Origin of the sequence: Lacisediminihabitans sp. H27-G8 (genome assembly GCF_046156175.1) — a bacterium.
Lineage (GTDB): Bacteria > Actinomycetota > Actinomycetes > Actinomycetales > Microbacteriaceae > Lacisediminihabitans.
In genome coordinates, this window is record NZ_JAYLVL010000003.1 from 709,385 (window position 1) to 732,069 (window position 22,685).

At 66.1% G+C, this 22,685-nt stretch carries 21 protein-coding genes and 1 tRNA gene; 4 read left to right on the top strand and 18 right to left on the bottom strand.

The window, feature by feature from the left end; genetic code table 11:
• Position 1 precedes the first annotated feature (1 nt).
• The 10 genes from VLI63_RS12655 to VLI63_RS12700 form a co-directional block, all read right to left on the bottom strand.
• On the bottom strand, positions 2-1,093 hold the full coding sequence (locus VLI63_RS12655) for an ABC transporter ATP-binding protein (RefSeq protein ID WP_409157181.1): 1,092 nt from the start codon (positions 1,091-1,093) through the stop codon (positions 2-4).
• Complete coding sequence (locus VLI63_RS12660; RefSeq protein ID WP_409157182.1) at positions 1,090-2,634, bottom strand: ABC transporter permease; 1,545 nt, start codon at positions 2,632-2,634, stop codon at positions 1,090-1,092. The genes VLI63_RS12655 and VLI63_RS12660 overlap by 4 nt, the downstream gene beginning before the upstream one ends.
• A 24-nt stretch (positions 2,635-2,658) precedes the next feature.
• Positions 2,659-3,705, bottom strand: coding sequence for an iron ABC transporter substrate-binding protein (locus tag VLI63_RS12665; protein WP_409157183.1), 1,047 nt, complete (start codon positions 3,703-3,705; stop codon positions 2,659-2,661).
• Positions 3,706-3,773: 68 nt separating this feature from the next.
• A complete protein-coding gene (locus tag VLI63_RS12670; protein ID WP_409157184.1) occupies positions 3,774-5,351 on the bottom strand; it encodes a long-chain-fatty-acid--CoA ligase in 1,578 nt (525 codons plus the stop codon).
• 151 nt (positions 5,352-5,502) lie between these two features.
• Complete coding sequence (locus VLI63_RS12675) at positions 5,503-6,255, bottom strand: amino acid ABC transporter ATP-binding protein (protein ID WP_409157250.1); 753 nt, start codon at positions 6,253-6,255, stop codon at positions 5,503-5,505.
• A gap of 17 nt (positions 6,256-6,272) precedes the next feature.
• Positions 6,273-7,274, bottom strand: coding sequence for an amino acid ABC transporter permease (locus VLI63_RS12680; protein ID WP_409157185.1), 1,002 nt, complete (start codon positions 7,272-7,274; stop codon positions 6,273-6,275).
• 3 nt (positions 7,275-7,277) lie between these two features.
• Positions 7,278-8,165, bottom strand: a complete 888-nt coding sequence (locus tag VLI63_RS12685) for an ABC transporter substrate-binding protein (protein WP_409157186.1) — start codon at positions 8,163-8,165, stop codon at positions 7,278-7,280.
• 265 nt (positions 8,166-8,430) lie between these two features.
• Entirely contained in the window at positions 8,431-8,853 is a 423-nt protein-coding gene (locus tag VLI63_RS12690) for a GNAT family N-acetyltransferase (protein ID WP_409157187.1), read from the bottom strand.
• A 92-nt stretch (positions 8,854-8,945) separates the two neighbouring features.
• Entirely contained in the window at positions 8,946-9,995 is a 1,050-nt protein-coding gene (locus VLI63_RS12695) for a ribonucleotide-diphosphate reductase subunit beta (protein ID WP_409157251.1), read from the bottom strand.
• 161 nt (positions 9,996-10,156) lie between these two features.
• Positions 10,157-12,697: a ribonucleoside-diphosphate reductase subunit alpha gene (locus VLI63_RS12700; RefSeq protein ID WP_409157188.1), complete on the bottom strand. Its 2,541-nt coding sequence runs from the start codon at positions 12,695-12,697 to the stop codon at positions 10,157-10,159.
• Between the two features lie 293 nt (positions 12,698-12,990).
• Here VLI63_RS12700 and VLI63_RS12705 point away from each other — a divergent pair, with 293 nt between their 5' ends.
• From VLI63_RS12705 to VLI63_RS12715, 3 genes are all read left to right on the top strand, one after another.
• Positions 12,991-14,202 carry an MFS transporter gene (locus tag VLI63_RS12705; RefSeq protein ID WP_409157189.1) on the top strand — a complete coding sequence of 404 codons (1,212 nt, stop codon included), beginning with the start codon at positions 12,991-12,993 and terminating at the stop codon, positions 14,200-14,202.
• A gap of 56 nt (positions 14,203-14,258) precedes the next feature.
• A complete protein-coding gene (locus tag VLI63_RS12710) occupies positions 14,259-14,471 on the top strand; it encodes a hypothetical protein (protein WP_409157190.1) in 213 nt (70 codons plus the stop codon).
• A 64-nt stretch (positions 14,472-14,535) separates the two neighbouring features.
• Positions 14,536-15,363 (top strand): aldo/keto reductase, encoded by an 828-nt coding sequence (locus tag VLI63_RS12715; protein WP_409157191.1) that lies wholly within the window; start codon positions 14,536-14,538, stop codon positions 15,361-15,363.
• A 120-nt stretch (positions 15,364-15,483) separates the two neighbouring features.
• Here VLI63_RS12715 and VLI63_RS12720 read toward each other — a convergent pair whose 3' ends face one another.
• Together VLI63_RS12720 and VLI63_RS12725 are read right to left on the bottom strand one after the other, a co-directional pair.
• Complete coding sequence (locus VLI63_RS12720) at positions 15,484-16,482, bottom strand: aldo/keto reductase (RefSeq protein WP_409157192.1); 999 nt, start codon at positions 16,480-16,482, stop codon at positions 15,484-15,486.
• A gap of 90 nt (positions 16,483-16,572) precedes the next feature.
• Positions 16,573-16,788 (bottom strand): hypothetical protein, encoded by a 216-nt coding sequence (locus VLI63_RS12725; RefSeq protein ID WP_409157193.1) that lies wholly within the window; start codon positions 16,786-16,788, stop codon positions 16,573-16,575.
• Positions 16,789-16,945: 157 nt separating this feature from the next.
• On the opposite strand from VLI63_RS12725, the gene VLI63_RS12730 reads away from it, so the two are divergent.
• Positions 16,946-17,797, top strand: a complete 852-nt coding sequence (locus tag VLI63_RS12730) for a DUF4349 domain-containing protein (protein ID WP_409157194.1) — start codon at positions 16,946-16,948, stop codon at positions 17,795-17,797.
• Between the two features lie 17 nt (positions 17,798-17,814).
• Here the strand turns inward: VLI63_RS12730 and VLI63_RS12735 are convergent, their stop codons facing one another.
• The 6 genes from VLI63_RS12735 to VLI63_RS12760 form a co-directional block, all read right to left on the bottom strand.
• Entirely contained in the window at positions 17,815-19,383 is a 1,569-nt protein-coding gene (locus VLI63_RS12735; protein WP_409157195.1) for a transporter, read from the bottom strand.
• Positions 19,365-20,168, bottom strand: a complete 804-nt coding sequence (locus tag VLI63_RS12740) for an ABC transporter ATP-binding protein (protein WP_409157196.1) — start codon at positions 20,166-20,168, stop codon at positions 19,365-19,367. The genes VLI63_RS12735 and VLI63_RS12740 overlap by 19 nt, the downstream gene beginning before the upstream one ends.
• Positions 20,169-20,219: 51 nt before the next feature.
• Positions 20,220-20,651, bottom strand: coding sequence for a DUF1801 domain-containing protein (locus tag VLI63_RS12745; RefSeq protein ID WP_409157197.1), 432 nt, complete (start codon positions 20,649-20,651; stop codon positions 20,220-20,222).
• A 169-nt stretch (positions 20,652-20,820) separates the two neighbouring features.
• Positions 20,821-20,893: transfer RNA gene (locus VLI63_RS12750), tRNA-Ala, on the bottom strand.
• 170 nt (positions 20,894-21,063) lie between these two features.
• On the bottom strand, positions 21,064-21,975 hold the full coding sequence (locus tag VLI63_RS12755) for a hypothetical protein (protein WP_409157198.1): 912 nt from the start codon (positions 21,973-21,975) through the stop codon (positions 21,064-21,066).
• Positions 21,976-22,013: 38 nt separating this feature from the next.
• Positions 22,014-22,670, bottom strand: a complete 657-nt coding sequence (locus VLI63_RS12760; RefSeq protein WP_409157199.1) for a GNAT family N-acetyltransferase — start codon at positions 22,668-22,670, stop codon at positions 22,014-22,016.
• Positions 22,671-22,685: the final 15 nt, after the last annotated feature.

Below are 22,685 nucleotides of genomic sequence, written 5' to 3' on the forward strand. Positions count from 1 at the left end.
CTCAGCTGCCGGCGAACACGACGGCGTCGCCGAGCGCGCGGAGCACGACCCGGTCGCCCCGGCGATGGGCGCATGCTCCGGTCACCGGGATCTCGATCGAGCCCGCTCCGGCCAGTTCCAGCGTCAGCAGCTGGGATGCTCCCTGGAACTCGACTGCGACCACCCGGGCGACGCAGCCCGCGGCATCCGCTCCCGGCAGCAGCGGGTCGACGACGAGCTGCTCCGGCCGGAAGAGCGCCGTGCAGGCTCCGACGAGCGAGCTCGACTGCGCGACGAGTCCGAGCGCGCAATGCACCCGACCACCGGAGGCCTCTGCGTCGAAGACCACGGCATCCCCGAGGAAGCGCGCGGTGGCGAGATCCGCCGGAGTCGAGTAGAGCGCGACGGGTGTGCCAACCTGGGCGAGGCGCCCGTCGCGCAGCACGGCGACCTGGTCGCCGAAGGTCAGCGCCTCCTCGCGATCGTGGGTCACCAACACCGTCGTGACTCCGGCCGCGCTGAGCGCTGCGGCGACCAATTCACGGGTCGCCGCCCGCAGTCCGGTGTCCAGAGCGGAGAACGGCTCGTCGAGCAGCATGATTCCCGGCTTTCGCGCCATCGCGCGGGCGAGGGCGACCCGCTGCTGCTGCCCTCCGGAGAGCTCATCAGGGCGACGCGAGGCAAGGGAGGGATCGAGGGAGACCAGATCGAGCAGCTCAGCCACGATCGCCGTACGATCCCCGCGCTCGTGTCGATCCAGCCCGAAGGATACGTTCTGGCCGACCGTGAGGTGGGGGAACAGTGCGCCGTCCTGGGCGACATGCCCGATTCCGCGGCGATGAGCGGGCACGGCGACTCCGGGCCCGGCGACTATGTCGGGCCCGATTCGGATGGTGCCAGCATCCGGGAAGTCGAAACCGCTCAGCAGCCGCAGCAGGGTGGTCTTGCCCGACCCGGAGGAGCCAACGATCACGGTCTTCGACCCCGCCGGCACATCGAGGTCGATGGACTCGAGCACCGGGGTCGCGCCATAGCGCTTGCCGATTCCGCGTATTTCGATGGCGCTGCTCTCGATGGCGCTGCTCTCACGCGAAGGCGAGGATGAATCGCTCACAGGCTGTTCACCGCCGTTCGGTCTGATCGGGCTCTCGCGAAGAGCAGGTAGGTGACCGGCAACGAGAGCAGGATCATGAGACTGGCATACGGCGCCGCCCCCACATAATCGATGTCATTGACCCGGGACCAGAACTGGATCGCGAGGGTGCGCGTGCCGTTCGGCGCGAGGAGCAGGGTCGAGGTCAGCTCCGTGACGATCCCGAGGAAGACCAGCGCCGAGCCGGCAAGCGCCGAGGGCATCACGAACCGCAGGGTGACGGTGAAGAAGGCGAGCAGCGGCGGGCGACCGAGCGAACGGGCGGCCTCCTCGAGCCCGGGGGGCACCTGGGCCAGTCCAGAGCGGAGGTTCACGATCGCCCGCGGCAGGAACATCAGAAGGTAGACCACGATCACCAGCGCGGCGGTCTGGTAGAGAGCGGGCACCAGGCGGATGGCCACCGTCACGAAGGCGAGGGCGGTCACGAGCCCGGGGAGCGAACTGGTGACGTAGTTGATCGACTCGAGGATGCGCGTGACGCGACTGGGGAAACGTACCGCGAGAAGCGCGATCGGAAAGGCGAGAAGGCAGGTCGCCACTGCGCCGATGAGCCCGTAGCCGATCGTCTGGCCCAGAGCGGTGAGCAGGTAACGATCGGTCCAGGCGGCGAGCCCACCGGAGACCAGCCACCGTCCGACACTCGCGAAGGGAACGGCGACGGAGAGAGCGACGAGAAGCCCAAGGAAGAGATAGGCGGCCGGTGCCCACCTGCCGAGAGACGATCGCTCGGCCGGACGCGCCGATCCAGAGCCGATGCGGGCGTAGCGAGCTCCGCCGCGTGCACCGGACTCCCCCACCAGGAGCACGAGGCAGCACAACACGAGCACGCCGGCAAGGGCGTTCGCCGCCGGCCCGTTGAAGGTGGAGCGGAACTGGTCGACGATCGCGGTGGTGAACGTGTCGAAGCGGATCAGGGCGAAGGCCCCGTACTCCGACAGCAGATGGAGCCCGATGATGAGCGAGCCTCCCAGGATGGGCAGTCGAAGTTGCGGAAGCACCACGCGGAAGAAGACCCCGATCGGCGCGACGCCGAGAGAGCGGGCGGATTCCTCGACGGCCGGGTCGAGGCGTCGAAGGGCCGCGACGGTCGGGAGATAGACGAGTGGGAAGTAGGAGAGGCCGGCCACGAGCACTCCGGACCACAGCCCGTTGAGCGATGGCACGGCGCTCACCCAGCCGTAGCTGTTGACGAAGGCGGGGATGGCGAGGGGAACCACGAGCAGGATGGCGAAGGCCCGCGAGCCGGCGAGTCTGGTGCGCTCCACCAGCCACGCGGCGGCCACGCCAACGAGAGCGCAGAGCGGCACCGTGACGAGAACGAGTCCCGCGGTGTTGGCGAGGAGTTCGCCCACCCGCGCCCGGAAGATGAGCGCGGAGAGGGTCGGACCCCCGGTGAGGATGGCCGTGACCGCGACATAGCCGAGCGGCACCAGGCCCAACAGCGAAACCCCGGCAGCCATCGCGATGATGGCACCGGGGGTGCGCTGTCGAAGTCGAGTCACCGGCCGAGTCTATTCAGGGCAGCGTCAGAGAAGCCCGGCCGCGGTCATGAGGTCGGTGACCTTGCGGCTGTCGAGTTTCGAGGGATCGAGCACCGGGGCATCCAGGTCGACGAGCGGCACGAGTGCCTTGTTCGCCGCGACATCGCTGGCGACCGGGTACTCGAATGAGCTCCCGGTCTGCAGGATGGTCTGGCCGGTCTTACCGGTGATGAACTTCAGGAAGGCCTGGGCCGCCACCGGATTCTTCGCCGTCTTCAGCACTCCCCCGCCGGAGGTGCTCACGAAGGCGCCGGGATCCGAGTTCTTGAAGTAGTGGAGCTTGGTGTTGTCGCTGTTCTCCCCGGTGCCGGACTGGTCGCCGAACCAGTAGTAGTGGTAGATGACTCCGGCCGGGATCTCCCCCGCATTGACGGCCTTCATCACGGCGCTGTTGCCCTTGTACGCGGTGGCGTTCTCTTTCATCGAAGCAAGCCAGGCGGATGTCGCCTTCTCCCCCTTCAACGCCAGGAGCGCACTCACGATGGCCTGGAAGTCCGCGCCCGATGGCGAGGCGGCCCAGCGCCCCTTCCACTTCGCGTCGGCAAGGTCGAGAAGGGATGCGGGCAGTTGACTCTCGGAGAGCATCGACGGGTTGTAGACGAAGACCGTGCTGCGCGCGGCGATTCCGGTCCAGTGCCCCGAGGAGGGGCGGTACGCCTCCGGCACCTGCGCGAGAGTCGCGGCGTCCACGGGGGCGAAGAGCTTCGCGTTGTCGACGAGGCTCATCGCCGGGGAGTTCTCGGTGAGGAACACGTCGGCGGGCGAGGCGTTGCCCTCTTGCACCAGCTGGTTGCCGAGCTCGGAGTCGTCACCGTTGCGCAGCGTGACGGTGACGCCGGTCTGCTTCGTGAACTCGTCAGCCCAGGCCTGCGTGAGCTCTTCGTGCTGCGCGTTGTAGACCGTGATGGCCCCGCTGGGCTTCGCGCCGGGTGTGGAACCGGTGGAGGGTGTTGCCGTCGAGCATCCGGCCAGGGTGATCGCGGCCACGAGGGCGAGCGCAGCAACGCCGACCCATTTCGGGGTGGTGATCATGGGGGAAGGCTCCTCAAGTCAGGGCAGGTTCCGTCCGCAGAACCTTTAGGTAAGCCTACCCTAAGCGATCAAGGCTGAGTGGTGACCGCCACTTCCACCTCGGCCTCGTAGATGGCCACCAGTTCGCGCTTGAGCACCTTGCCGCTCGGCCCGAGGGGCAGGGTCTCCACGATCTCCACGCGGCGGGGGTACTTGTAGGCGGCCAGCTTCTCTTTCGCGTACTCCGCGAGGGCGGCGGTGTCGACATCAGCTCCGGGCGCCAGCACCACTGCAGCCATGATCTCCTGGCCGTGCATCTCGTGGGCCACGCCGAAAACCGCGGCACTCGAGACCGCGGGATGCGCCACCAGCACCTCTTCGACCTCCCGCGGATAGACGTTGTATCCGTTCCGCAGAATCATGTCTTTCTTGCGGTCGACGATCCAGAGATAGCCGTCTGCGTCCTTGGTACCGAGGTCGCCGGTGCGGAACCAACCGTCCACGATGGCCTTCGCCGACTCCTCGGGCAGGTTGAGGTAGCCCTTCATGAGGTTGTGCCCGCGGATCACGATCTCGCCGAGTTCGTCGATCGGAAGCAGTTCGATGGAGTCCTCCACCTCTGCCCGCGCGATCTCCACATCCACTCCCCAGATCGGGGTGCCGATGCTTCCGGCGCGCGGCGTGCGCCCCACATGGTTGAAGCTCGCGACGGGTGAGGTCTCGGTGAGCCCATAGCCCTCGTAGATCTCCACGCCGAACTCGGCGCGGAATCGTTCGATCACCGCGAGCGGGAGCGATGCTCCCCCGGATACCGCGTAGCGCAGCTTCGGGCGCTCGGTGGTCTTCTTCGCGGCCTCGAGAAGCGCGATGTACATGGTGGGAACGCCCATCATGATGGTGCATCCCGAGTCGATCAGCAGTCGGAGGGCGGAGTCTCCATCGAACTTCGGCAGCAGCACGATCTTCGCCCCGGCACGAAGTCCGGTGTTGAGCGTGCAGGTCTGGCCGAAGGTGTGGAAGAGGGGAAGGCCACCGAACACCGTGTCATCCGCGGTCATGTCGAAGGTGGTCAGCAACAGGGTGTTGGTCTGTTCGACGAGCGCGAAATGGCTGCCCATCGCCCCCTTCGGCTTGCCCGTCGTTCCACTGGTGTAGAGGATCGTCGCCGTATCCGACGGTTGGCGGGGGCTATAGGTGCGGATCGGTTCCGCCTCCGCGGCGAGCTTCTCCAGCTGCAGGATGCCCTCGACCGGTTCGGGGGCGAGCACCGACAGCACGGGGATACCGGCCTGCGCCGCTCCCTTTGCTCCCTGCCCGAGCAACGGCGCTGCGCAGATGAGCATGGTGGCTCCGGAATCGCGGAGCACGTATTCGATCTCGTCCGCCTTGAGGAGGGCGTGGATCGGCACGACGATGCCGCCGATGCTGAGGATCGCGAAGTAGGCGCGGGCGAAGTCGGCGACATTCGGAATGAGGATGGCGACCGCGTCTCCCTCGGTCACCCCCTGGCCGAGCAGGGCTCCGGCGTACGAACGGGTCTCTGTCCACAGCTCGGCGTAGGTGAGCTCTTGGCCGCCGACGACGAGCGCGACATTGTCGGGGGTTCGATCGGCGGATTCCTTGAGGATCGCGGCGACGGAGAGGGTGGAGTAGCTCGGGTCGGTCATGGTGTTCCTGTCATCCTCGACTGGGTGCGCTCGCCTGCGAGCGCTCTCAGGCACGCTACGCCTGTGGATGCGAAAACATCAACTTCGCCGACCCTGCACAGCAAATCCGCAGCACTTGGGTCGCGCAGCCGATCCGGACGGTGGAGCCGCGTCAGAGCACCTTGGAGAGGAACGCCTTCGTGCGGGCGTGCTGAGGGTTGGAGAGCACCTCGCGGGGGTCACCGGACTCCACCACCACGCCACCGTCCATGAAGACCAACGAGTCGGCCACCTCGCGCGCGAATCCCATCTCGTGGGTCACCACGATCATCGTCATGCCCTCCTGCGCGAGATTCTTCATCACCTCGAGCACCTCGCCCACGAGTTCGGGGTCGAGAGCCGACGTCGGCTCATCGAAGAGCATGAGCTTCGGATCCATCGCCAGCGCCCGCGCGATCGCCACCCGCTGCTGTTGTCCCCCGCTCAGGTGGGCGGGGTAACTGTCCACCTTGTCGGCCAGGCCGACGCGCGCGAGCAGCACCTTCGCCCTCTCCACTGCGGCGGCCCGCGCAACGCGCTTCACCCGCATCGGTGCCTCGATGATGTTCTCGAGCGCGGTCATGTGGGGGAAGAGATTGAAGCGCTGGAATACCATGCCGATGTCGCGACGCTGCAGGGCGGCCTCTGCGGGCTTCAGTTCATGGAGCTTGTCGCCCTTCTCCCGGTACCCGATGAGGTCCCCATCGACCCGGAGGCGACCCGCGTCCACCTGTTCGAGGTGATTGATGCAGCGCAGGAAGGTCGACTTGCCCGACCCACTCGGCCCGACGAGGCACATGACTTCTCCGCGCCCGACGGTCAGTGAGATGCTCTTCAACACGCGGTTCGAACCGAAGCTCTTCGAGACGCAATCGGCCTCGACCATGGGTGTTCCGGCCGTGCTCACAGGTGCGCCTTTCCGTCGGGGAAGATCGTCGGATCACCCGGCACGCCCGAGTCCGACACGGTGATGGCACCGGTTTCGAGCGAAACCTCGGAGTTGGCCGGTCGCGCATCGCCGATGCCTCGGGCGAACCGTTTCTCGAGGAAGTACTGCCCCACCATCAGTACCGAGGTGACCGCGAGGTACCAGGTCGAGGCGACCAGCAGCAGGGGGATGGGGGTGAAGGTCTCGATGGAGATGTCCCGCGACCGCGCGAACAGATCGAAACTGAAAGGCACGGCGGTCACCAGTGAGGTCGTCTTCAGCATCGAGATCACCTCGTTGCCCGTGGGAGGGATGATTACTCGCATCGACTGCGGGATCACGACCCGCCACATGGTCTGCGTCCAGCTCATCCCGAGAGCGACCGCCGCTTCCTCCTGGCCGGCGTCGACCGAGAGGATTCCGGCGCGCACGATCTCGGCGAGGTACGCGGCCTCGTTCAGGGCGAGCCCGATGATGGCCAGTTCGAACACATTGAGAGCCTGTCCGGTGGGCAGCGTCAGCACCGGGGGCAGGAATGGCAGCCCGATGGACAACGTGGGGTAGATCACCGACAGGAGTCCCCAGAAGACGAGCTGCACGTAGACCGGTGTGCCACGGAAGACCCAGAGGTAGGCCCACGCGATGCTCTTGAACACGGGATTCGTCGAGAGTCGCATCACCGCGAGCAGAAGGCCGAGCACCACCGCGATGAGCATCGAGTAGACAGTGAGCTCGAGCGTGACGAGCGCCGCCTGCGAGATCCGCTGGTCGAACAGATACTTCGCGTAGACGTCCCATTGGAACGGCTTGCGCAGGGCCGCGTCCCAGAGGAACGCTGCCAGTCCCACGAGGATGATCACCGCGATGAGATTGCGCCACGGATGACGCAATCTCACCGCCTTGATCACAGCTGAGGCGGACGGATCGTCCGCTGGTCTTCCGCCACCCGTCGCGGCGCGATCAGGGAATGCGGACATGACTTAGCCGTTCGCCGCAGCGTTGATCGTGATGGACTTGAGACCGCCGTCCTGCACGCCCCACTTCTCGAGGATCTTCGTGTAGGTGCCGTCATCCACTATTGCCTGGAAGGCCTTCTGCAGCGCGACACCGAGCTTCGATCCCTTGTCGACTGCAACGCCGTAGGGCGCGACCTCGAAGGTCTTGCCGGCGGCCTCCAGTTTTCCGCCGGACTTCGCCACCGCATAGTCGGTGATCGGCGAGTCGGCGCTCATCGCATCGGCCTGCCCGAGCACTACCGCGTTCGTCGCCTGATCCTGGCCGTCGAACTTGAGGATCTGGATGGCGGCCTTGCCGGCATCGGTGCACGTCTTCGACTTCGCGGGGAGCTCGTCCTGCTCTTCGGTGGTGCCGGTTTCCACGGCGACCTTCAGTCCGCACGCGCTGTCGGGATCGACGGACTTGCCGTGCGGTGAGGCCCAGAGGATGCCGGCAGAGTAGTAGTTGACGAAGTCGACCTGCTTCTCCCGGTCGACCGTGTCGGTGAACGACGAGAGGCCAACGTCGAACTTCTTGCCCGTGATGTTCGGAATGATCGTGTCGAATCCGGCGATGTTGTAGACCGCTTTCACTCCGAGCCTGGCCGAGACCGCGTCGAAGAGGTCGATGTCCCACCCGATCGCCTTACCGTTGGCGTCCTTGTATTCGTTCGGTGCGTAGGTGGCGTCGACGCCGACCTGGACCGTGCCGGAGGAGGCGATGGCGGCGGGCAGAAGGGCTGCAAGGGCGGAGTCCTTGGTGCCGGTGTCGACCTTGCCCGATGGGGCCGTCGCCGTCGTGTTGTTCACGCAACCGCTCAGGGCGAGTGCCGCCGCCAGTGCAACGAGGGGGATTCCATACCTGAGACGCATCCTGCTGTCCATTTCTCAAAAGTGGGATTCGGGTGTTTTCGAAGAATATTCCACCGCGCGCAACCGCCACTTCGCGGCCCGCGAAATCGGAGCCTACACCCCGTCGGCGCGACCCGACCGCCGTTGTCCCGCGTCATTCGAGGGTTCTGCCGTCTATTTCATCGCCGAAGGGGAAGGACCGGATGACCTGCGACGAATGTTCGGCCATTCGAGCCACGGTGCGTGCCGGCGAACGGGCTCGAATGAACAGCGGGCCCGCGCGCGGCTACAGCACCTTCTCGTAGCACAGCGCGTTGGGCATCGATTCGAATGGCGAATACGGCGGGGTGACCGAGTAGCCGAGGGCCTCGTACAGCCCGATTGCCGCGCCCTGGAGAGTCCCGGTCTGCAGAACCAAACGTGTCGATCCGAGCTCCCGGCCCACGGATTCGAGCGTCGTCATGAGGCCACGGGAAATGCCCCTGCCGCGATGAGAGTGCCGCACGAAGACCTTCTTGATCTCGAGCACACCGAGATCGCCCGCCTGCGATCCGTGGGGACGCAATCCCGCGTGCCCCACGGCAGTCTCACCATCGAGCACGAGGAGGGTCGCGACGATGGTCTCCGGCTCCACCGCGAATGCGGCGGAGAGAGCCCGCGCGATCTCCGGAGGATAGTGGTCCATCGTCGAGCCGTAGAGAGCGGTCATCTCCTCTTCCATGATGTCCCGCAGCACAGAAGCGCGCGGGTCGACCCAGTCGACCCGCGCGATCTTCAGGAGTTCCTCGGGACCGAAAGCGGCTACTTCGCGCCCACAGTCGCCGAGGCGTTCGACTCGTACGACGTGTTGGTCGACTCGAAGAAGTTGACCAGCTGGAGGGTGTCGTTCGCGGTCGCCATCCACTTGGCCGGGTTGGTCACGTTGTACTCGGCTTCGAAGCCGAGCTCCTCGAGACGACGGTCCGCCAGGTACTTGACGTACTGGTTGATGTAGTTGGCGTTGAGGCCGAGGATGCCGCCCGGAAGCAGGTCGCGGTTGTACTGCTCCTCGAGCTCCACGGCATCCAGGATCATCTGCTTGATCTCGGCGGCGAACTCCTCGGTCTGCAGGTCGGGGTTCTCCTCGAGCACCGTGAGGATGAGGTTGATGCCGAACTTGAGGTGAAGGGACTCGTCGCGCACGACCCAGTCCATGAGGGATCCGAAGTTGCGCAGCAGGTTGCGCTGGCGGAACGACAGCGCGACCATGAAGCCCGAGTAGAACCAGAGGCCCTCGAGGATCACGTTGTACGCCACGAGGTTGCGCACGAAGTCCTTCTTGCCCTCCGTGGTGGTGATGTCGAGAGTGTTCTCCGTCATGCGACGGATGTACTTGATCTCGAACTCCTCCTTCTTCGCCATCGAGGGGATGTCGACGTGCGAGTTGTAGGCCGCCTCGCGGTCGATCGGGAAGGTCTCGAGCACGTACTCGAACGACATGCAGTGGTTGGCCTCTTCCCACATCTGCTTCGCGAGGTAGATGCTGCACTCCGCCGCGTTCACGTAGGGGTACACACCGAAGGCGAGCGCCTTGTTCACGAGCAGCTCGTTCGGGTTGAAGTAACTCATGAGGAAGGTCACAGCGTGGCGCTCTTCATCAGTCATCTTCTTGAAGTCGGCGATGTCTTCGCCGAGCTGGATCTCGTTCGGGAACCAGGTGTTCGCGACGGCCTGGTCGTACAGGTCCATCGCCCACTGGTAACGGATCGGTTTGAGGAGCAGCCCCTCTTGCAGGCCGGTTCCAAGAATTCCCATGTGCTCTACTTCTTCCCTGTCGCTGTGTGTGTGGTGATGCTGTTGTGCTTCTGCAATCGCTGATCGAACAGGACGCTCAGCGCCCTATCGAGATCGGCCGGTTTCGAGATCGGCCCTTACTGAGAACCGCCCGCCTACTGGCAGCTCTCGCACTGCAGGTCGTCCATCGGGTCGATCGGAACTTCGTATTCGAATACCTGGGTGTCGTGATTCACTGTCTACTCTCCTGACTTGGGAGCGAGCCCACCGAAGCCGAAGCCGCGCTTGGGTGCCGGAGCCTCGGAAACGGGAACTGCCGGAGCGGAGGCGATCGGCGCAGCGCCGGCGGACTCCACCGCCGGAGCGGCGGCCGGTCCCGCCGAGCCGAAGCCCTTGCGCACGGCTCCGCCCGCTCCGCCACCGATCTGCTCCGACTTGTTCACCTTCACGGTCGACTGCTCGGCCGTGTGGCGTGGCTTCATGTGCAGGTAGTAGGTGGTCTTGACGCCACGCTCCCATGCACCCATGTAGATGTCCATCATGTCGCCGAGGTCCCGCGTCTCGAGATACATGTTGCGGCTGATCGACTGGTCGACCCACTTCTGGGCCCGCGCCGCCACCTCGAGGAAGGAGTACGGCGAGAGCTGGAAGCTCGTCTTGTAGGTGGCCTTGATGTGGTCCGGAATGGCCTCGATACCCTGGATGTCGCCCTGGCTGCGCAGGATCGATTCGCGGGTCGAGTCCCAGATGCCGAGCTCCTGCAGGTCGGACACGAGGTTGCGGTTCACCTCGAGGAACTTGCCGTTGGAGGTCGCGCGGCTGAAGATCTGCGAGAACTGCGGGTCGAGACCCGGAGTCGTGCCGGCGACGAGACCGATGGATGCCGTCGGTGCGATCGCCATGAGCGTCGCGTTGCGCATTCCGCCCTTCACCTTGGTGCGCAGGGCATCCCAGTCGAGCCGCGTGGTGCGGTTGACATCGATGCTCGTGCCGCGGTCGGCCTCGGTGAGCGCGATCGAGTCGAACGGCACGAGGCCCTTCGACCAGCCCGATCCTTCGAAGTTCGCGTACGAACCGCGCTCCTTGGCCAGGTTGGCGCTCTCGTCGATCGCCGCATAGGAGACGTGCTCCATGATCTCGTCGATCAGGTCGTAGGCCTCTTCGCTCTCGTAGCTGAATCCGAGCCGCTCCACGACATCCGTGAAGCCCATCACTCCCAGTCCGACGGCGCGGTTCTGCTGGTTCGAGAAGTCCGCCTCCTTCACCGAGGAACGGGTGATGTCGATGAGGTTGTCGAGCTGCCGAACGGCAAGGCGAGCACTCTCTTCGATCTTCGCCCAGTTCATCGCGAGCACCCGGCCCTCGCCGGTCAGCGAGTCGAGGTGGCGCGACAGGTTGATCGACACCAGATTGCAGACGGAGACGTTGTCTTCGTCCTGCGGGAGGGTGATCTCGGTGCAGAGGTTGGAGAGGTGGATGGTTCCCGTGTTGTTGTTGAGCGCACGGAGGTTGATCGTGTCCTTCCAGCACAGCCACGGGTGGCTGGTGGTCTGCAGGGAGATGAGGATCGACTTGAACTGTTCGCGAGCGGTGATCTTCTTGAACATGTGCATCTCGCCGGCTTCGGCCTTGGCGACGTACTCGTTGTACTTCGCCGAGAACTCCTTGCCGTAGAGCTCGTTCAGATCCTGCACCTCGAGCGGGTCGAAGAGGTACCAGTCGTCGTCGTTCTGCACGCGCTTCATGAACTCGTCCGAGATCCAGACCGCCGTGTTCGCGGTGCGGGTGCGGCGGTACGGGTCTCCGGAGTTCTGGCGAAGGTCGAGGAACTCGGGGAAGTCGAGGTGCCAGTTCTCCATGTAGAAGCAGAGGGCGCCGAACTTCTTGCCTCCACGGCTGACCGCCCGCAGGATCGAGTCGATCGTGTGCATGAAGGGGATCGGGCCGGTCGAGGTGGTGTTGTTCGAGCGGATCGGCGAACCCTGGGCGCGCAGCTTGGTGACGCTGAGGCCGATGCCGCCGGTGCCCTTTGTCAGCCACATGACATCGCGGGTGGTCTTTGCGATGTGCTCCATGTCATCCTGCATCTCCATGACGAAGCAGTTGGCGAGCTGCGGGTAGATGGTGCCCGCGTTGACGAGGGTGGAGCCCGCGGCGATGTACTCGAGGCTCGACATCTTCTCGTAGAACGCGATGGCGTGCTCGGTGGGGTTTGCCTCGTTGAGCGAGAGGCCCATGGCGATGCGCATCCAGAAGTACTGGGGAACCTCGAGGGCGTCGCCGTTGCGTCCCTTGATGCCGTAGCGGTTGTTGAGGGTGACGACACCGATGTACTTGAGCAACTCGTCGTGCGAGGGCTCGAGCGCTTTGGCCAGCGCCTCGAGGTCGAAGAGCTGGGTGAGACGCGAGTCGAGGAGGAGTTCCTCGACGCCACGGGTCACGTTCGCGGCGAAGTGGCTGGCGTGGAGTGCCTTCAGCTCTTCTGCGGTCTCGTAGTCGCCGAGCACGCGCTTGTAGATGGTCTTGAGCAGCAGTCGAGCGGCCACCGTGTCGAACGCCGGGTCGTCCTTGACGTTCTGCAGGGCGACCTGGATGACCGCCTCGTCGAGCTGCTGGGTGGTGATGCCGTCGAACAGGGTCAACTCGAGCTCACTGGCGATCTGCGTGACCCAGGTGATGTTCTCGTCGAGACCGGCACTGGCGTGCTCGATCGCGAGGTTGATCTTGTTCGCGTCGTACGGCTCTCGCTGCCCATTGCGCTTGACTACGGTGATTGCCACGTTTGCTTCCCCTCGTGCGCCCCTCAGCGGGGCCGAAATAGTGTGCGGAAACCGTCATTTCACGCTCCTCGACCGATGAAATCGACGAGCGGGGGTTCCGCGGTTTGACCACTATATAGCGGGCCTCCGACAAAGCGGTAACCCCATATGTAGTGGGCGTGTCGTCCACAGCTTGTGGATAAGTCCGCGGGTTTTTGCACAGGCTGTGCACAATCGCCGAGGTCTCGATTGCGACACTATCCCCGACATCCGACCCCGGTGGACCGGCGCCCAACCGATAGGCTTGCAGCCTTGTGAAGACCTACCTGAGCCTCCTGAAAACGCGCGGCGTCGCACGCATCATGGCGGCCCAGTTGGTGGCTCGATTCCCCAATGGAATGCTCTCCCTGGCCTTCCTGCTCCACATCGAACACATCTCCGGCACCTACTTCGCGGCCGGACTCGTGCTGGCCGCCACCAGCATCGGCCAGGCGATCGCCGGTCCTCTCACCAGCCGCTGGATGGGCGTCTGGGGAATGCGCCGCGTGCTCGTCCTCACGATGATCGTGTGCGCGACCGCCGTGGGCACGATCGCTCTCGCGCCGGCGCTTCCGATCGGGCTCTACATGGCGATCGGATTCGTCGGCGGACTCAGCACTCCCCCGATCCAGCCGGCGGTGCGCACCATCTATCCCAAGATGGTCAACTCGCGGCAGCTCACCCCGCTGTTCTCACTCGATGCATCGGCGCAGGAGGTCATCTGGGTGCTCGGACCGGTGATCACGACCTTCCTCGCCATCCAGGTGAGCACCGTGCTCGCGATTCTCGTCGCGCTCGCTTTCCTGGTCGGTGGTGGCATCTGGTTCATCTCCTCCCCCGAAGTCGGGCGCGTGCGAATCCCCCGCAGCAAGCGCAATCTCGGCGCCGTGCTGAAGAAGCCGGCAGTGCTGCTGGCGACGACGACCGGGTTCCTTCTGGTCGGGGCCTGCGCCGCCATCGAGGCCGGGGTGGTCTCGGCATTCGGAGACAGCGGATCGGAGGCCGGCCTCGTGCTCGGCCTCTTCGCCGTCGGATCCCTCATCGGTGGACTCGCCCTCGGGCACATCCCCATCGGCCCCTGGGCGCTCGCCCGTCGTCTGTTCGCCATCTTCGTCGGGATGTCGCTCGCCGCGGTATCCCTCAACTTCTGGTGGCTCGCCGTCACCCTTCTGATCGCGGGGATCGGCATCGCTCCCGCCCTCGCGGTGATGTTCGCCATCGTGTCGTCGAGCGTGAGATTCAGTGAGACTGCCGAAGCCTACGGCTGGGTGGGCACCGGCCAGCTCATCGGCGCCGCGATCGGTTCCGCCGTGGCCGGATTCATGATCGACCGTTTCAACGCCCCCGGCGCGTTCTGGGTTGCTGCCGCGTTTGCGGGACTCGGATTCCTCATCCCCACCATCTTCCACCGGGCACATCCCGACCTGCGCGGTCGTGACGCCAGCCCCATTCCCGACACGGAACCGATTGCGACCCATCCCGGCTAGCGTCCCGTGGCGCGCCAGTCCAGGCTGTGCCGCATCGGGTAGGCGCGGAGCCGGGGATGGTCCGGCTCGTCCAGGAACGGAAGACCGGGTTCGACGAGGTCGACGAAATCCCCCTCGAATTAGCCCCGGTCGAGCTCACCATGCCGACCCATTCGACGATCGGCAGAGCAATGCGGCCCGGTCGCACGCTTCCGACGATGATCATGAGCTTCAGCACTGTTCTCGCGCGGGTCGTCGCCTCGAGCGTCGCGGCCTCTCCCCTTCTGTGACCGATTTCGCTGGAGAGCGGTCCGGGCCAGCCCCCGCTCGGCGACGGTCTTCGATAATGGAACGATGACTACAACGACCTCGCCCCTCCTCGCAATGAATGATGGCCGCGACATCCCGCAACTCGGCCTCGGCGTGTACAAGGTGGCGGATGCCGAAGCGGCGCGCGTCGTGGAGCTCGCCATCGACGCGGGCTACCGCCATATCGACACCGCCACCCTGTACAACAATGAGCGCGGCGTCGGTGACGGTGTACGCGCCTCCGGGGTGCCGAGAGACGAGGTCTTCGTCACCACGAAGGTGTGGGATGACGACCACGGCTTCAACAAGACCCGCCGCGCCTTCGACACGAGCCTCGAGCTACTCGGGTTCGACTATGTCGACCTGTACCTCATCCATTGGCCGGTGCCGTCGAAGGACCTGTTCGTGGAGACCTGGCGCGCACTGGAGGCGATCAAGGCCGACGGCCGGGCGCTCTCGATCGGTGTCTCGAACTTCGCACCGCACCATATCGACCGGCTGCTCGCCGAGACCGAGACGGTTCCGGCGATCAATCAGGTGGAGCTGCACCCCTGGCTCCCCCAGCGCGAGGTGCGCGACTTCGACACGAGCCACGGCATACTCACCGAGGCGTGGTCGCCGCTTGCCCGCGGACGACTGATCGGCGACCGAGTGCTCGACGCGATCGCGGCGAAGCATGAGCGCAGCGCCGCTCAGGTGGTGATCCGCTGGCATCTCCAGCTGGGCAACGTGGTGATCCCGAAATCGGTGACAGCCAGTCGCATCACGGAGAACTTCGACGTGTTCGACTTCGAACTGGATGCCGAGGATCTCGCCGCGATCGCGGGGCTCGAGTCGGGCGTGCGCACCGGGATGGAGCCGGACGCGCACTGAGGGGTCTCGATTCGAGCGCTGAGCGCGCTACTCGACCACCGGCCACCGCTGGTCGAGTAGCGCCATCCACGGCGCGTCTCGAGACCCACCATCGGCCAGGCGATGCGGGAGTCCGCGACCTCACCAGCGATCGTGGATGGCCGCGCGGAATTCACGGTCGTACAGCTCGGCCACGGCGGCCGTGAATGCCGGGCTCAACTTCGGCACCGAACCGGCCGCGGCGTTGCTCACGGCCTGGGACACATTCCGCGCGCCGGGAATGACCGCGCTCACGCCCTGGAGCTGCGCGACCCAGGCGAGGGCGACCTGCGCCGTGGTGAAACCCGACGCCGCGGCCTCGCCGGGCAGCAGAGCGGCGAATTCCCGCGCGGCCGCCACTCCCCGTTCGAAGTCGACTCCAGAGAAGGTCTCCCCCACGTCGAACGCGGAGCCGTCACGGTTGTAGGTGCGATGGTCGTTCGCCGCGAAGGTCGTGTCCGCGGTGTACTTGCCGCTCAACAGCCCGGAGGCCAGCGGAACCCGGGCGATGATGCCGACGCCGGCCGCGATGGCGGCGGGCAGTACGGCATCCAGTGGCTTCAGCCGGAAGGCGTTGAGGATGATCTGCACCGTGGCGACATTCGGCCGGGCGATGGCCGTGAGCGCGTCATCCGCGGTCTCGACGCTCACGCCGTACGCGGCGATCGCCCCCTCGGCGACCAGGGTGTCGAGATCGTCGAAGACCCGATCGGCGGAGAAGACAGCCGTGGGCGGGCAGTGCAACTGCACGAGATCGAGCGTGTCGGTGCGCAGGTTCGCGCGCGAGCGGTCGGTCCACTCGCGGAACTTCGGGAGTGTGAAGTTGGCCGCATCCTGGGCTTCCCGTCGACCCATCTTGGTGGCGACGGTGATGTCGTGCCCCGACCGGTCGGCGAGGTAGCCGCCGATCAGCTGTTCGCTTCGGCCATCGCCGTAGACGTCGGCGGTGTCGAAAAGAGTGACGCCGGCTTCGACGGATGCGTCGAGCACTGCCCGGGCGTCCGCCTCGGTCACCTCGCCCCAGTCGGCACCGAGCTGCCAGGTGCCGAGGGCGATGGCAGAGACGGAGCGGTGGGTGCGGCCGAGGGTGCGAGTGTCCATCACTCCAGCCTAGGTCGCCCCCGCCGAGCTCCGCTCAATCCAGTCGCGCAGCTTGGTCGCACGACTCAGTCCACAACTCAATCGCGCAACTCAGTCGCGCAGCTCTTCCTTGTACTCGTTCTTCGCCTTTGTGGCGTCGCGATCGGCTTCGGCCTTGGAGACTCCACCCTCGGCGCGCTTGACCTCAGCCTCGGCCTTCACCTCGTCGATGCGGTCGCCTACGCGCTCTTTGGTGTCGTCGGCCCACTCGCCGACCTTCTTGCCGGTCGCTTCTGCTGCGTCTTTGGCATTGTCCAACAGGCCCATGATCTCTCCTTCGTCTGGTGTTGATTTCACGGTAATCCCCGCCGCGGCACCCTCATGCGGCTCCCACACGATTCCCAGAATCGCGGCCTGAGCTGACGAACGAATCGGCAGAAACGTTGGGTGGCGGCTCGCCGGAGCACCGCCCTAGCGTGAGGACATGAGGCGAATACTGGTCACGACACTCCTGCTCGTCACTGCACTCGGTCTCGCGGGATGCACCGCTTCCGCCGGATCCGTGCAGTCTGACAGCTCTGGCAGTTCGATCGCGCGTGCGCCGGTGATAGCGCCGGAGAAGGCCGCAGGCACCGTCGACACGGCATCCACGCCGACATCCCCCCGCTCGGTGATCACGACAGGCACGCTCTCGATCACCGTCGATGAGCCCTCGGTCTCGGCAGAGAAGGCCGTGACGATCACGGATGCGGCCGGCGGTCATGTCGACGGGCGCACCGAGCATCCCACGACGGATGGCGTCCCCGGATCCGCCCAACTGGTGTTGAGGATCCCTGCCACCAGGCTGGATGCGGCGCTCACGGAGTTGAAGAAGCTGGGGCGCGTGGAGAACGTCTCCCTTTCGGCCCAGGATGTCACCGGCCAGTCCCAGGACCTGGCGGCGCGCATCACTGCGCTGAGCACCTCGGTCGACCGACTGATCGAGCTCATGTCCCGCGCCACCACCACCGCCGACCTCATCTCCATCGAGACCGTGCTCTCCGACCGGCAGGCGAACCTCGAGAGCCTGCAGGCACAGAAGCGTGGTCTCGACGACCAGGTGGACCTCGCCACGCTCACTGTGGACTTCGGCACGGTCACGACCGCTCCCGTGCGCCCTCCCGCCACCTTCCTCTCGGGTCTCATCGCCGGCTGGGGCTCCCTGGTGGCCTTCCTCTCCGGACTGCTGGTGGTGGTGGGAGTCGCGCTCCCCTGGATCGCCTGCGCGGCGATTCTCGCCGCACTGGCCGTGTACGTCGTGCGTCGCCGACGCACACGCGTCATCCGGCAGTCGTGAGGGAGCGCCGGGGCGCCTCAGCGCTGACGGGCGAGGTGCTCCAGTAGTTCCGGTGCCGCACGGTCCAGCTGAGCTCCGCCGAGACGGATCCCCAGAACCATCAGTCCGGAACCGAGAGCGATACCGACCACGAGCCCGATCCATCCCAGAAGGTCGACCCCGGTCGCCGCTCCGACCACCGCCAGGACGAGTTCGGGCAGCACGAGCGCCCCGAGCACACCCCAGGTGGCGAAGGTGGTGAGGGCCGTCGTGAACCCCGCCCCGGGTGCCGCCTTGAACGGGTTGTCGCCCGGTCCCGGCACGGGGATGACGATGCGGGCCGAGGAATAGCTCGAGACCCCGAGCCCGCTGAGGAAGATTCCGATCGAGAGCCCGAGAAGGCCGGGCAGCACCGACCACGATCCGCTGATCCAGACCGAACCGATGCTGAAGATGATCACGATCGGCAACCCGAAGCTGCCGAGAGCGGCGGCCCGGCCGAGCCGGTCATCTCTGCCGCGGATGCCGGATGAGATCTGCGTCGCGAAGGCCGTGCCCTCATAAGACAGGTCGGAGAAGATCGACAGTGAGAGCAGCAGTGCCACGATCGGACCGACAGAGTGCAGAAGGTCGAGCGCCCCGTTGCGGCTGTAGAAAAACATCAGAGCCGGGATGAGCGGCACGACGAGCAACTGGCGGGCGTAGCGCGGGTCCCGGATCCAGTAGGTGAGGGAGCGGGCCGCGACCGCCCCGGCCGGGGTCGCCGGAAACCGGCCGAGCCACCCGAGTTTGCCGCTGCCGCGACTGCGCGAGGTGGTGTGGGCCGGAGTGATGAGGGCGAGCGCGAGGCTGCGGCGCCAGAGAAGCAGGAGAAGGAGCAGGGTGGCGATACCGATCAGGAAGTGAAGGGCCGCTTCGCCGGGATGTCCAAGCGCGAGGTCCGAAGGCACGGCCCAGAGCGCGCCGAGGGGCGTCCAGGCGAGGGCATTCGCGAGGCCGGGGAGGGCATCCGTGGCCGTGCGGATGCCGGAGGAGAGCGAGACGATGATCGGTCCGAGCAAGATGAGCGGGATGATCGCGAGGAATCCCGCGGCTTCTCGAAAGCGGCGACCAGAGGTGAAAGTGGAACTGAGCGTGGTGACCGCGCGCGATCCGACGATGCAGGTCGCGGCAGCGATGGCCGCGCAGAGGCCCGCGACCAGCGCGATCAGCGGATGCTGCCACCAGGTGCCCGCGGTAGCCAGCGACGCGAGCAGGGTCACGATTCCGGGCACCCCCACGAGACCACTCAGGGCGAGCCCGAGCAGCAGGGTGTTCAACGGAATCGGGAAGGTCACCAACCGTGCGGGTTCGAGGGTCTGGTCGATCCCGGAGGCCAGGAGGGGGATGAGCACCCAGCCGAGTACGAGGGCCGAGCCGGCGAGCACCACGACGGTGCGAGCGATCCCCACCGGCACACCGCTGAGCGCCACGAGCCCGATCGTGCTGCCGAACAGGATGCCGATGCCGTAGAGAGCGCCGAAAATCACCGCGACGAGCTGCCAGGTGCTGCGCAGCAGGGAGTTCTTGAGAACGAGGAGGCGAAGCCTCAGGAGATTCGCAACCACTCGGGCCCTTCCGCGTGGTGTCGCCCTCCGACCAGTTCGACGAACCGGTCTTCCAGCGTGGATCCGCCCCGCACCTCGTCCACGGTTCCCGCCGCAAGCACCCTCCCCGCCGAGATCACGGCGACGTGGTCGCACATGCGCTGCACGAGATCCATGGCGTGACTCGACACGATGACGGTGCCCCCGGATGAGACATAGCCCTGCAGGATGTCGCGGATGTTCGCCGCCGAGACCGGGTCGACCGACTCGAATGGCTCATCGAGAACCAGCAGTCGCGGTGCATGCACGAGCGCGCAGGCCAGGGCGATCTTCTTCGTCATGCCCGCCGAGTAGTCGACAACGAGGGTTCCGCTCGCCCCCTGCAGGTCCAGCAGCCGGAGCAGGTCGTCCACCCGTTCCGCGACAGTCGGCCGGTCCATCCCCGTGAGGAGTCCCGAGTAGGTGACGAGCTGCTCCCCGGTGAGGCGATCGAACAGGCGCACGCCGTCGGAGAGCACCCCGACGAGCCGCTTCGCCTCGGTGAGATTGCGCCAGACGTCCACCCCGTGCAGCGTGATGGTGCCGGCATCCGGTCTCAGCAGCCCGGTGGCCATCGAGAGGGTCGTGGTCTTTCCGGCGCCGTTCGGGCCGACAAGACCGTAGAAGGACCCGGTGGGAACATCCAGGCTGAGATCATCGACGGCATTCTTCTCGCCGAAGCGCTTGTACAGGCCTCGGATGCTCAGGGCCGCCTGCGGGGAGATGGACTCGGTCTGGCGCGGGTTCTCGGGCAGGTTCTGTGGCACGAGCGCCACCCTAGCCGACGGTGCCGCCAAGGGCCGGTGCACCGCACGGTTCTAGCTGCCGTCGACCCTGGCGCCGGGGTCCCCTTTCGCGCGGAAGGCTCGATCGATCATGCGCGTGAGCACGCCGGCATCCGTCACCGACAGGTCCCGGATGTACAGGCACCCCTTGCCGGTGGTGTGGGGTCCGAGTTGTGCGACGAGCTCGTTGTTGCCGGGGGCGCTGAGCACGCTGTACAGCACGAGCGCGCTCTTTCTCGGGGAGAAGGCGACCACCGGGGTATCCCCCTCCCGCCCGCTGGCATAGACATAGTGATGGCTGCCGAATCCGACGATGCTCGTTCCCCACATCACTGGCTGCAGCCCCGTGATGGAGCTCATCATCGCAAGAATCGCGCGGCTGTCGGTGCGGCGCCGGTCGTTCTCGATCGCGTCGATGAACTCATCGACGGAGGCATCCAGCGGCTGGGTCTTGTTCGCCTGCACGCGACGATTCTGCCAAAGGGGCGGTTCGACGGGAAGCCCCCGCGCTCTCCCGCCCAGGATGCGAGGGCTGCTCGGTAGATCCGCACGCCCGCCTCGCGCACAGCGCACGAAAAACTCCCCGCGATCGTCGGCGGTGATGCCGTGTCGCGGGGAGTTTCTGCGTTACCGGTGGACCCTAGGAGATTCGAACTCCTGACCTCCTCGATGCGAACGAGGCGCGCTACCAACTGCGCCAAGGGCCCGTACTGCTTTGCTACGTTATCACTTTCACGAGGTGCATCGGCGCAGTGTGCTCTCCTCTGCGCTCTACGCGACCGCCGCCAGACCCACGCCAGAACCCGACCGGGCGAAATCGGCGCCGAGATGCCGGAGGCAGCAACGAAACCGGCGGCTCGAGAAGGGATCCGACGCGCTAGGCGCGACGGCGGCGCAGCACGGCGTCGAGGTCGGTGTGCGTTTCTGGCTGCTCTTCGACGAAACCCATTCGGGCGAATCGACTGGGAGCCGTCGGTGCAGCGGGCCTTATCGGAGTGACCTCCGGAGCCTCGTGCGCCTCGCGAAGGCGGCGCTCGGCATCCGCTGCGGCTTGGCGCAGCTCGGCGGCGGCCTCGAGTGACGCGACGAGTGACCTCTCCGGCGCGGGACGTGACATATACAGGGGCTTCGGCACGGGAACCGGCGTCCAGGTCGTCTGCACGGGAGCCGGAGGAACGACCACCGCTCGCGGGGCTTCGACGACGACGACGACGGGCCGGGAGCGCAGGCTGCGGGCGAGTGCGGCTCTGGTTCGGCCGACGGATGCCATCTGCCCGAGCATCCCGATGCTGCCGGCCGTCACGGCGGCGCCGACGGCCAGAAGCATCCAGGAACCGGAGCCGAGAAGCTGGACGACACCGATACCGGAGGCGACGAGCGCGGCGAACAGCACCGCCGAGGTGATCGCCCGCGAACGTCGAAGCCGCCGGGAGGCCGGCGAACTGGCCGCGACATCCGCGGCGATAGCGGGCTGGGTCTCGGCCAAGCGGCGGGCGGCGGCTCGCGCGACCGCGGCATCCTGCGCCTCGGCGATGGCCGCGGTGCGCTGCAGTTGCTTCTTGAGCACGCGCTCCTGCTGGGCGGCGCTGCGAGCGGTCGTCTCCGCACGCACCTCGAGCGGCACCTCGGAAGTCTCGGCCATGATGCGCAGTGTCTGCTGCAGGCGGAGCGCGTTACGCTCGGTCGCGAGATACTCCCGACGCTGGAGCCAGGTGGGAACGAGGTAGGCGAGCCAGAGCACGGCGGCAAGGGCGATGATCACGCCCGATCCGACTCCTTCAGCACCCATAGCCCTACGGTACGAGGGCTTGGACGATTAACCCTCGATTACCGAGGGTGTGTTCCGCGCTGGAGGGACGCATCCCAGTCGGCCTGGGGCACGATCCCTGCCCCCTCGGGCACGCGTCCGTCGAGCCAGCGCCTCAGCACTCCTGAGGGAAGCTCCTCGGCGACGAGAGCAAAACAGAAATGGTCGCGCCAATCGCCATTGATGTGGATGTAGCGCCGCCGAAGCCCCTCGTATCGGAAGCCCAGCTTCTCGACCACGCGCAGACTCGGGGCATTCTCCGGGCGGATGCAGATCTCCATGCGATGCAGGCCCACCTGGAAGAAGGCGTAGTCGCTCGCGAGCGCGACGGCCGTCGGCGTCACTCCCTTGCCGGCGAAGCGTTCCGAGACCCAGTACCCGATGGTCGCCGACGAGAGGGAGCCGTAGGTGATCCCCGAGACGTTGAGCTGACCGGCGAACTCCCCGTCGTATTCGATGGCGAAGGGAAGGCCGAAACCGGCGCGCGCGTTGGCCTGGAGACTGCGGATGCTGGAGCGCACATCGAAACTCATTGCCCCGTGCGGGTTGGTCGCTTCCCATTTGCGCAGCCAGCCGCGGTTCTCGAGGAGTTCGCGCTCGAGTACTCGTGCGTCGCGCAGACGGATGGGGCGGATAGTCGTCTTGCCCTCACGGAGGGTAGGGATCGGAGTCGCCACCGCACCAGTCTAGAG

What these genes read in the sequence shown, in the direction of transcription:
- VLI63_RS12665 (WP_409157183.1), bottom strand. Translation starts at nt 3,705, where the DNA reads ATGATCACCACCCCGAAATGGGTCGGCGTTGCTGCGCTCGCCCTCGTG.
- VLI63_RS12670 (WP_409157184.1), bottom strand. Translation starts at nt 5,351, where the DNA reads ATGACCGACCCGAGCTACTCCACCCTCTCCGTCGCCGCGATCCTCAAG.
- VLI63_RS12675 (WP_409157250.1), bottom strand. Translation starts at nt 6,255, where the DNA reads ATGGTCGAGGCCGATTGCGTCTCGAAGAGCTTCGGTTCGAACCGCGTG.
- VLI63_RS12680 (WP_409157185.1), bottom strand. Translation starts at nt 7,274, where the DNA reads ATGTCCGCATTCCCTGATCGCGCCGCGACGGGTGGCGGAAGACCAGCG.
- VLI63_RS12685 (WP_409157186.1), bottom strand. Translation starts at nt 8,165, where the DNA reads ATGCGTCTCAGGTATGGAATCCCCCTCGTTGCACTGGCGGCGGCACTC.
- VLI63_RS12690 (WP_409157187.1), bottom strand. Translation starts at nt 8,853, where the DNA reads ATGACCGCTCTCTACGGCTCGACGATGGACCACTATCCTCCGGAGATC.
- VLI63_RS12710 (WP_409157190.1), top strand. Translation starts at nt 14,259, where the DNA reads ATGGTCCGGCTCGTCCAGGAACGGAAGACCGGGTTCGACGAGGTCGAC.
- VLI63_RS12715 (WP_409157191.1), top strand. Translation starts at nt 14,536, where the DNA reads ATGACTACAACGACCTCGCCCCTCCTCGCAATGAATGATGGCCGCGAC.
- VLI63_RS12720 (WP_409157192.1), bottom strand. Translation starts at nt 16,482, where the DNA reads ATGGACACTCGCACCCTCGGCCGCACCCACCGCTCCGTCTCTGCCATC.
- VLI63_RS12725 (WP_409157193.1), bottom strand. Translation starts at nt 16,788, where the DNA reads ATGGGCCTGTTGGACAATGCCAAAGACGCAGCAGAAGCGACCGGCAAG.
- VLI63_RS12730 (WP_409157194.1), top strand. Translation starts at nt 16,946, where the DNA reads ATGAGGCGAATACTGGTCACGACACTCCTGCTCGTCACTGCACTCGGT.
- VLI63_RS12755 (WP_409157198.1), bottom strand. Translation starts at nt 21,975, where the DNA reads ATGGGTGCTGAAGGAGTCGGATCGGGCGTGATCATCGCCCTTGCCGCC.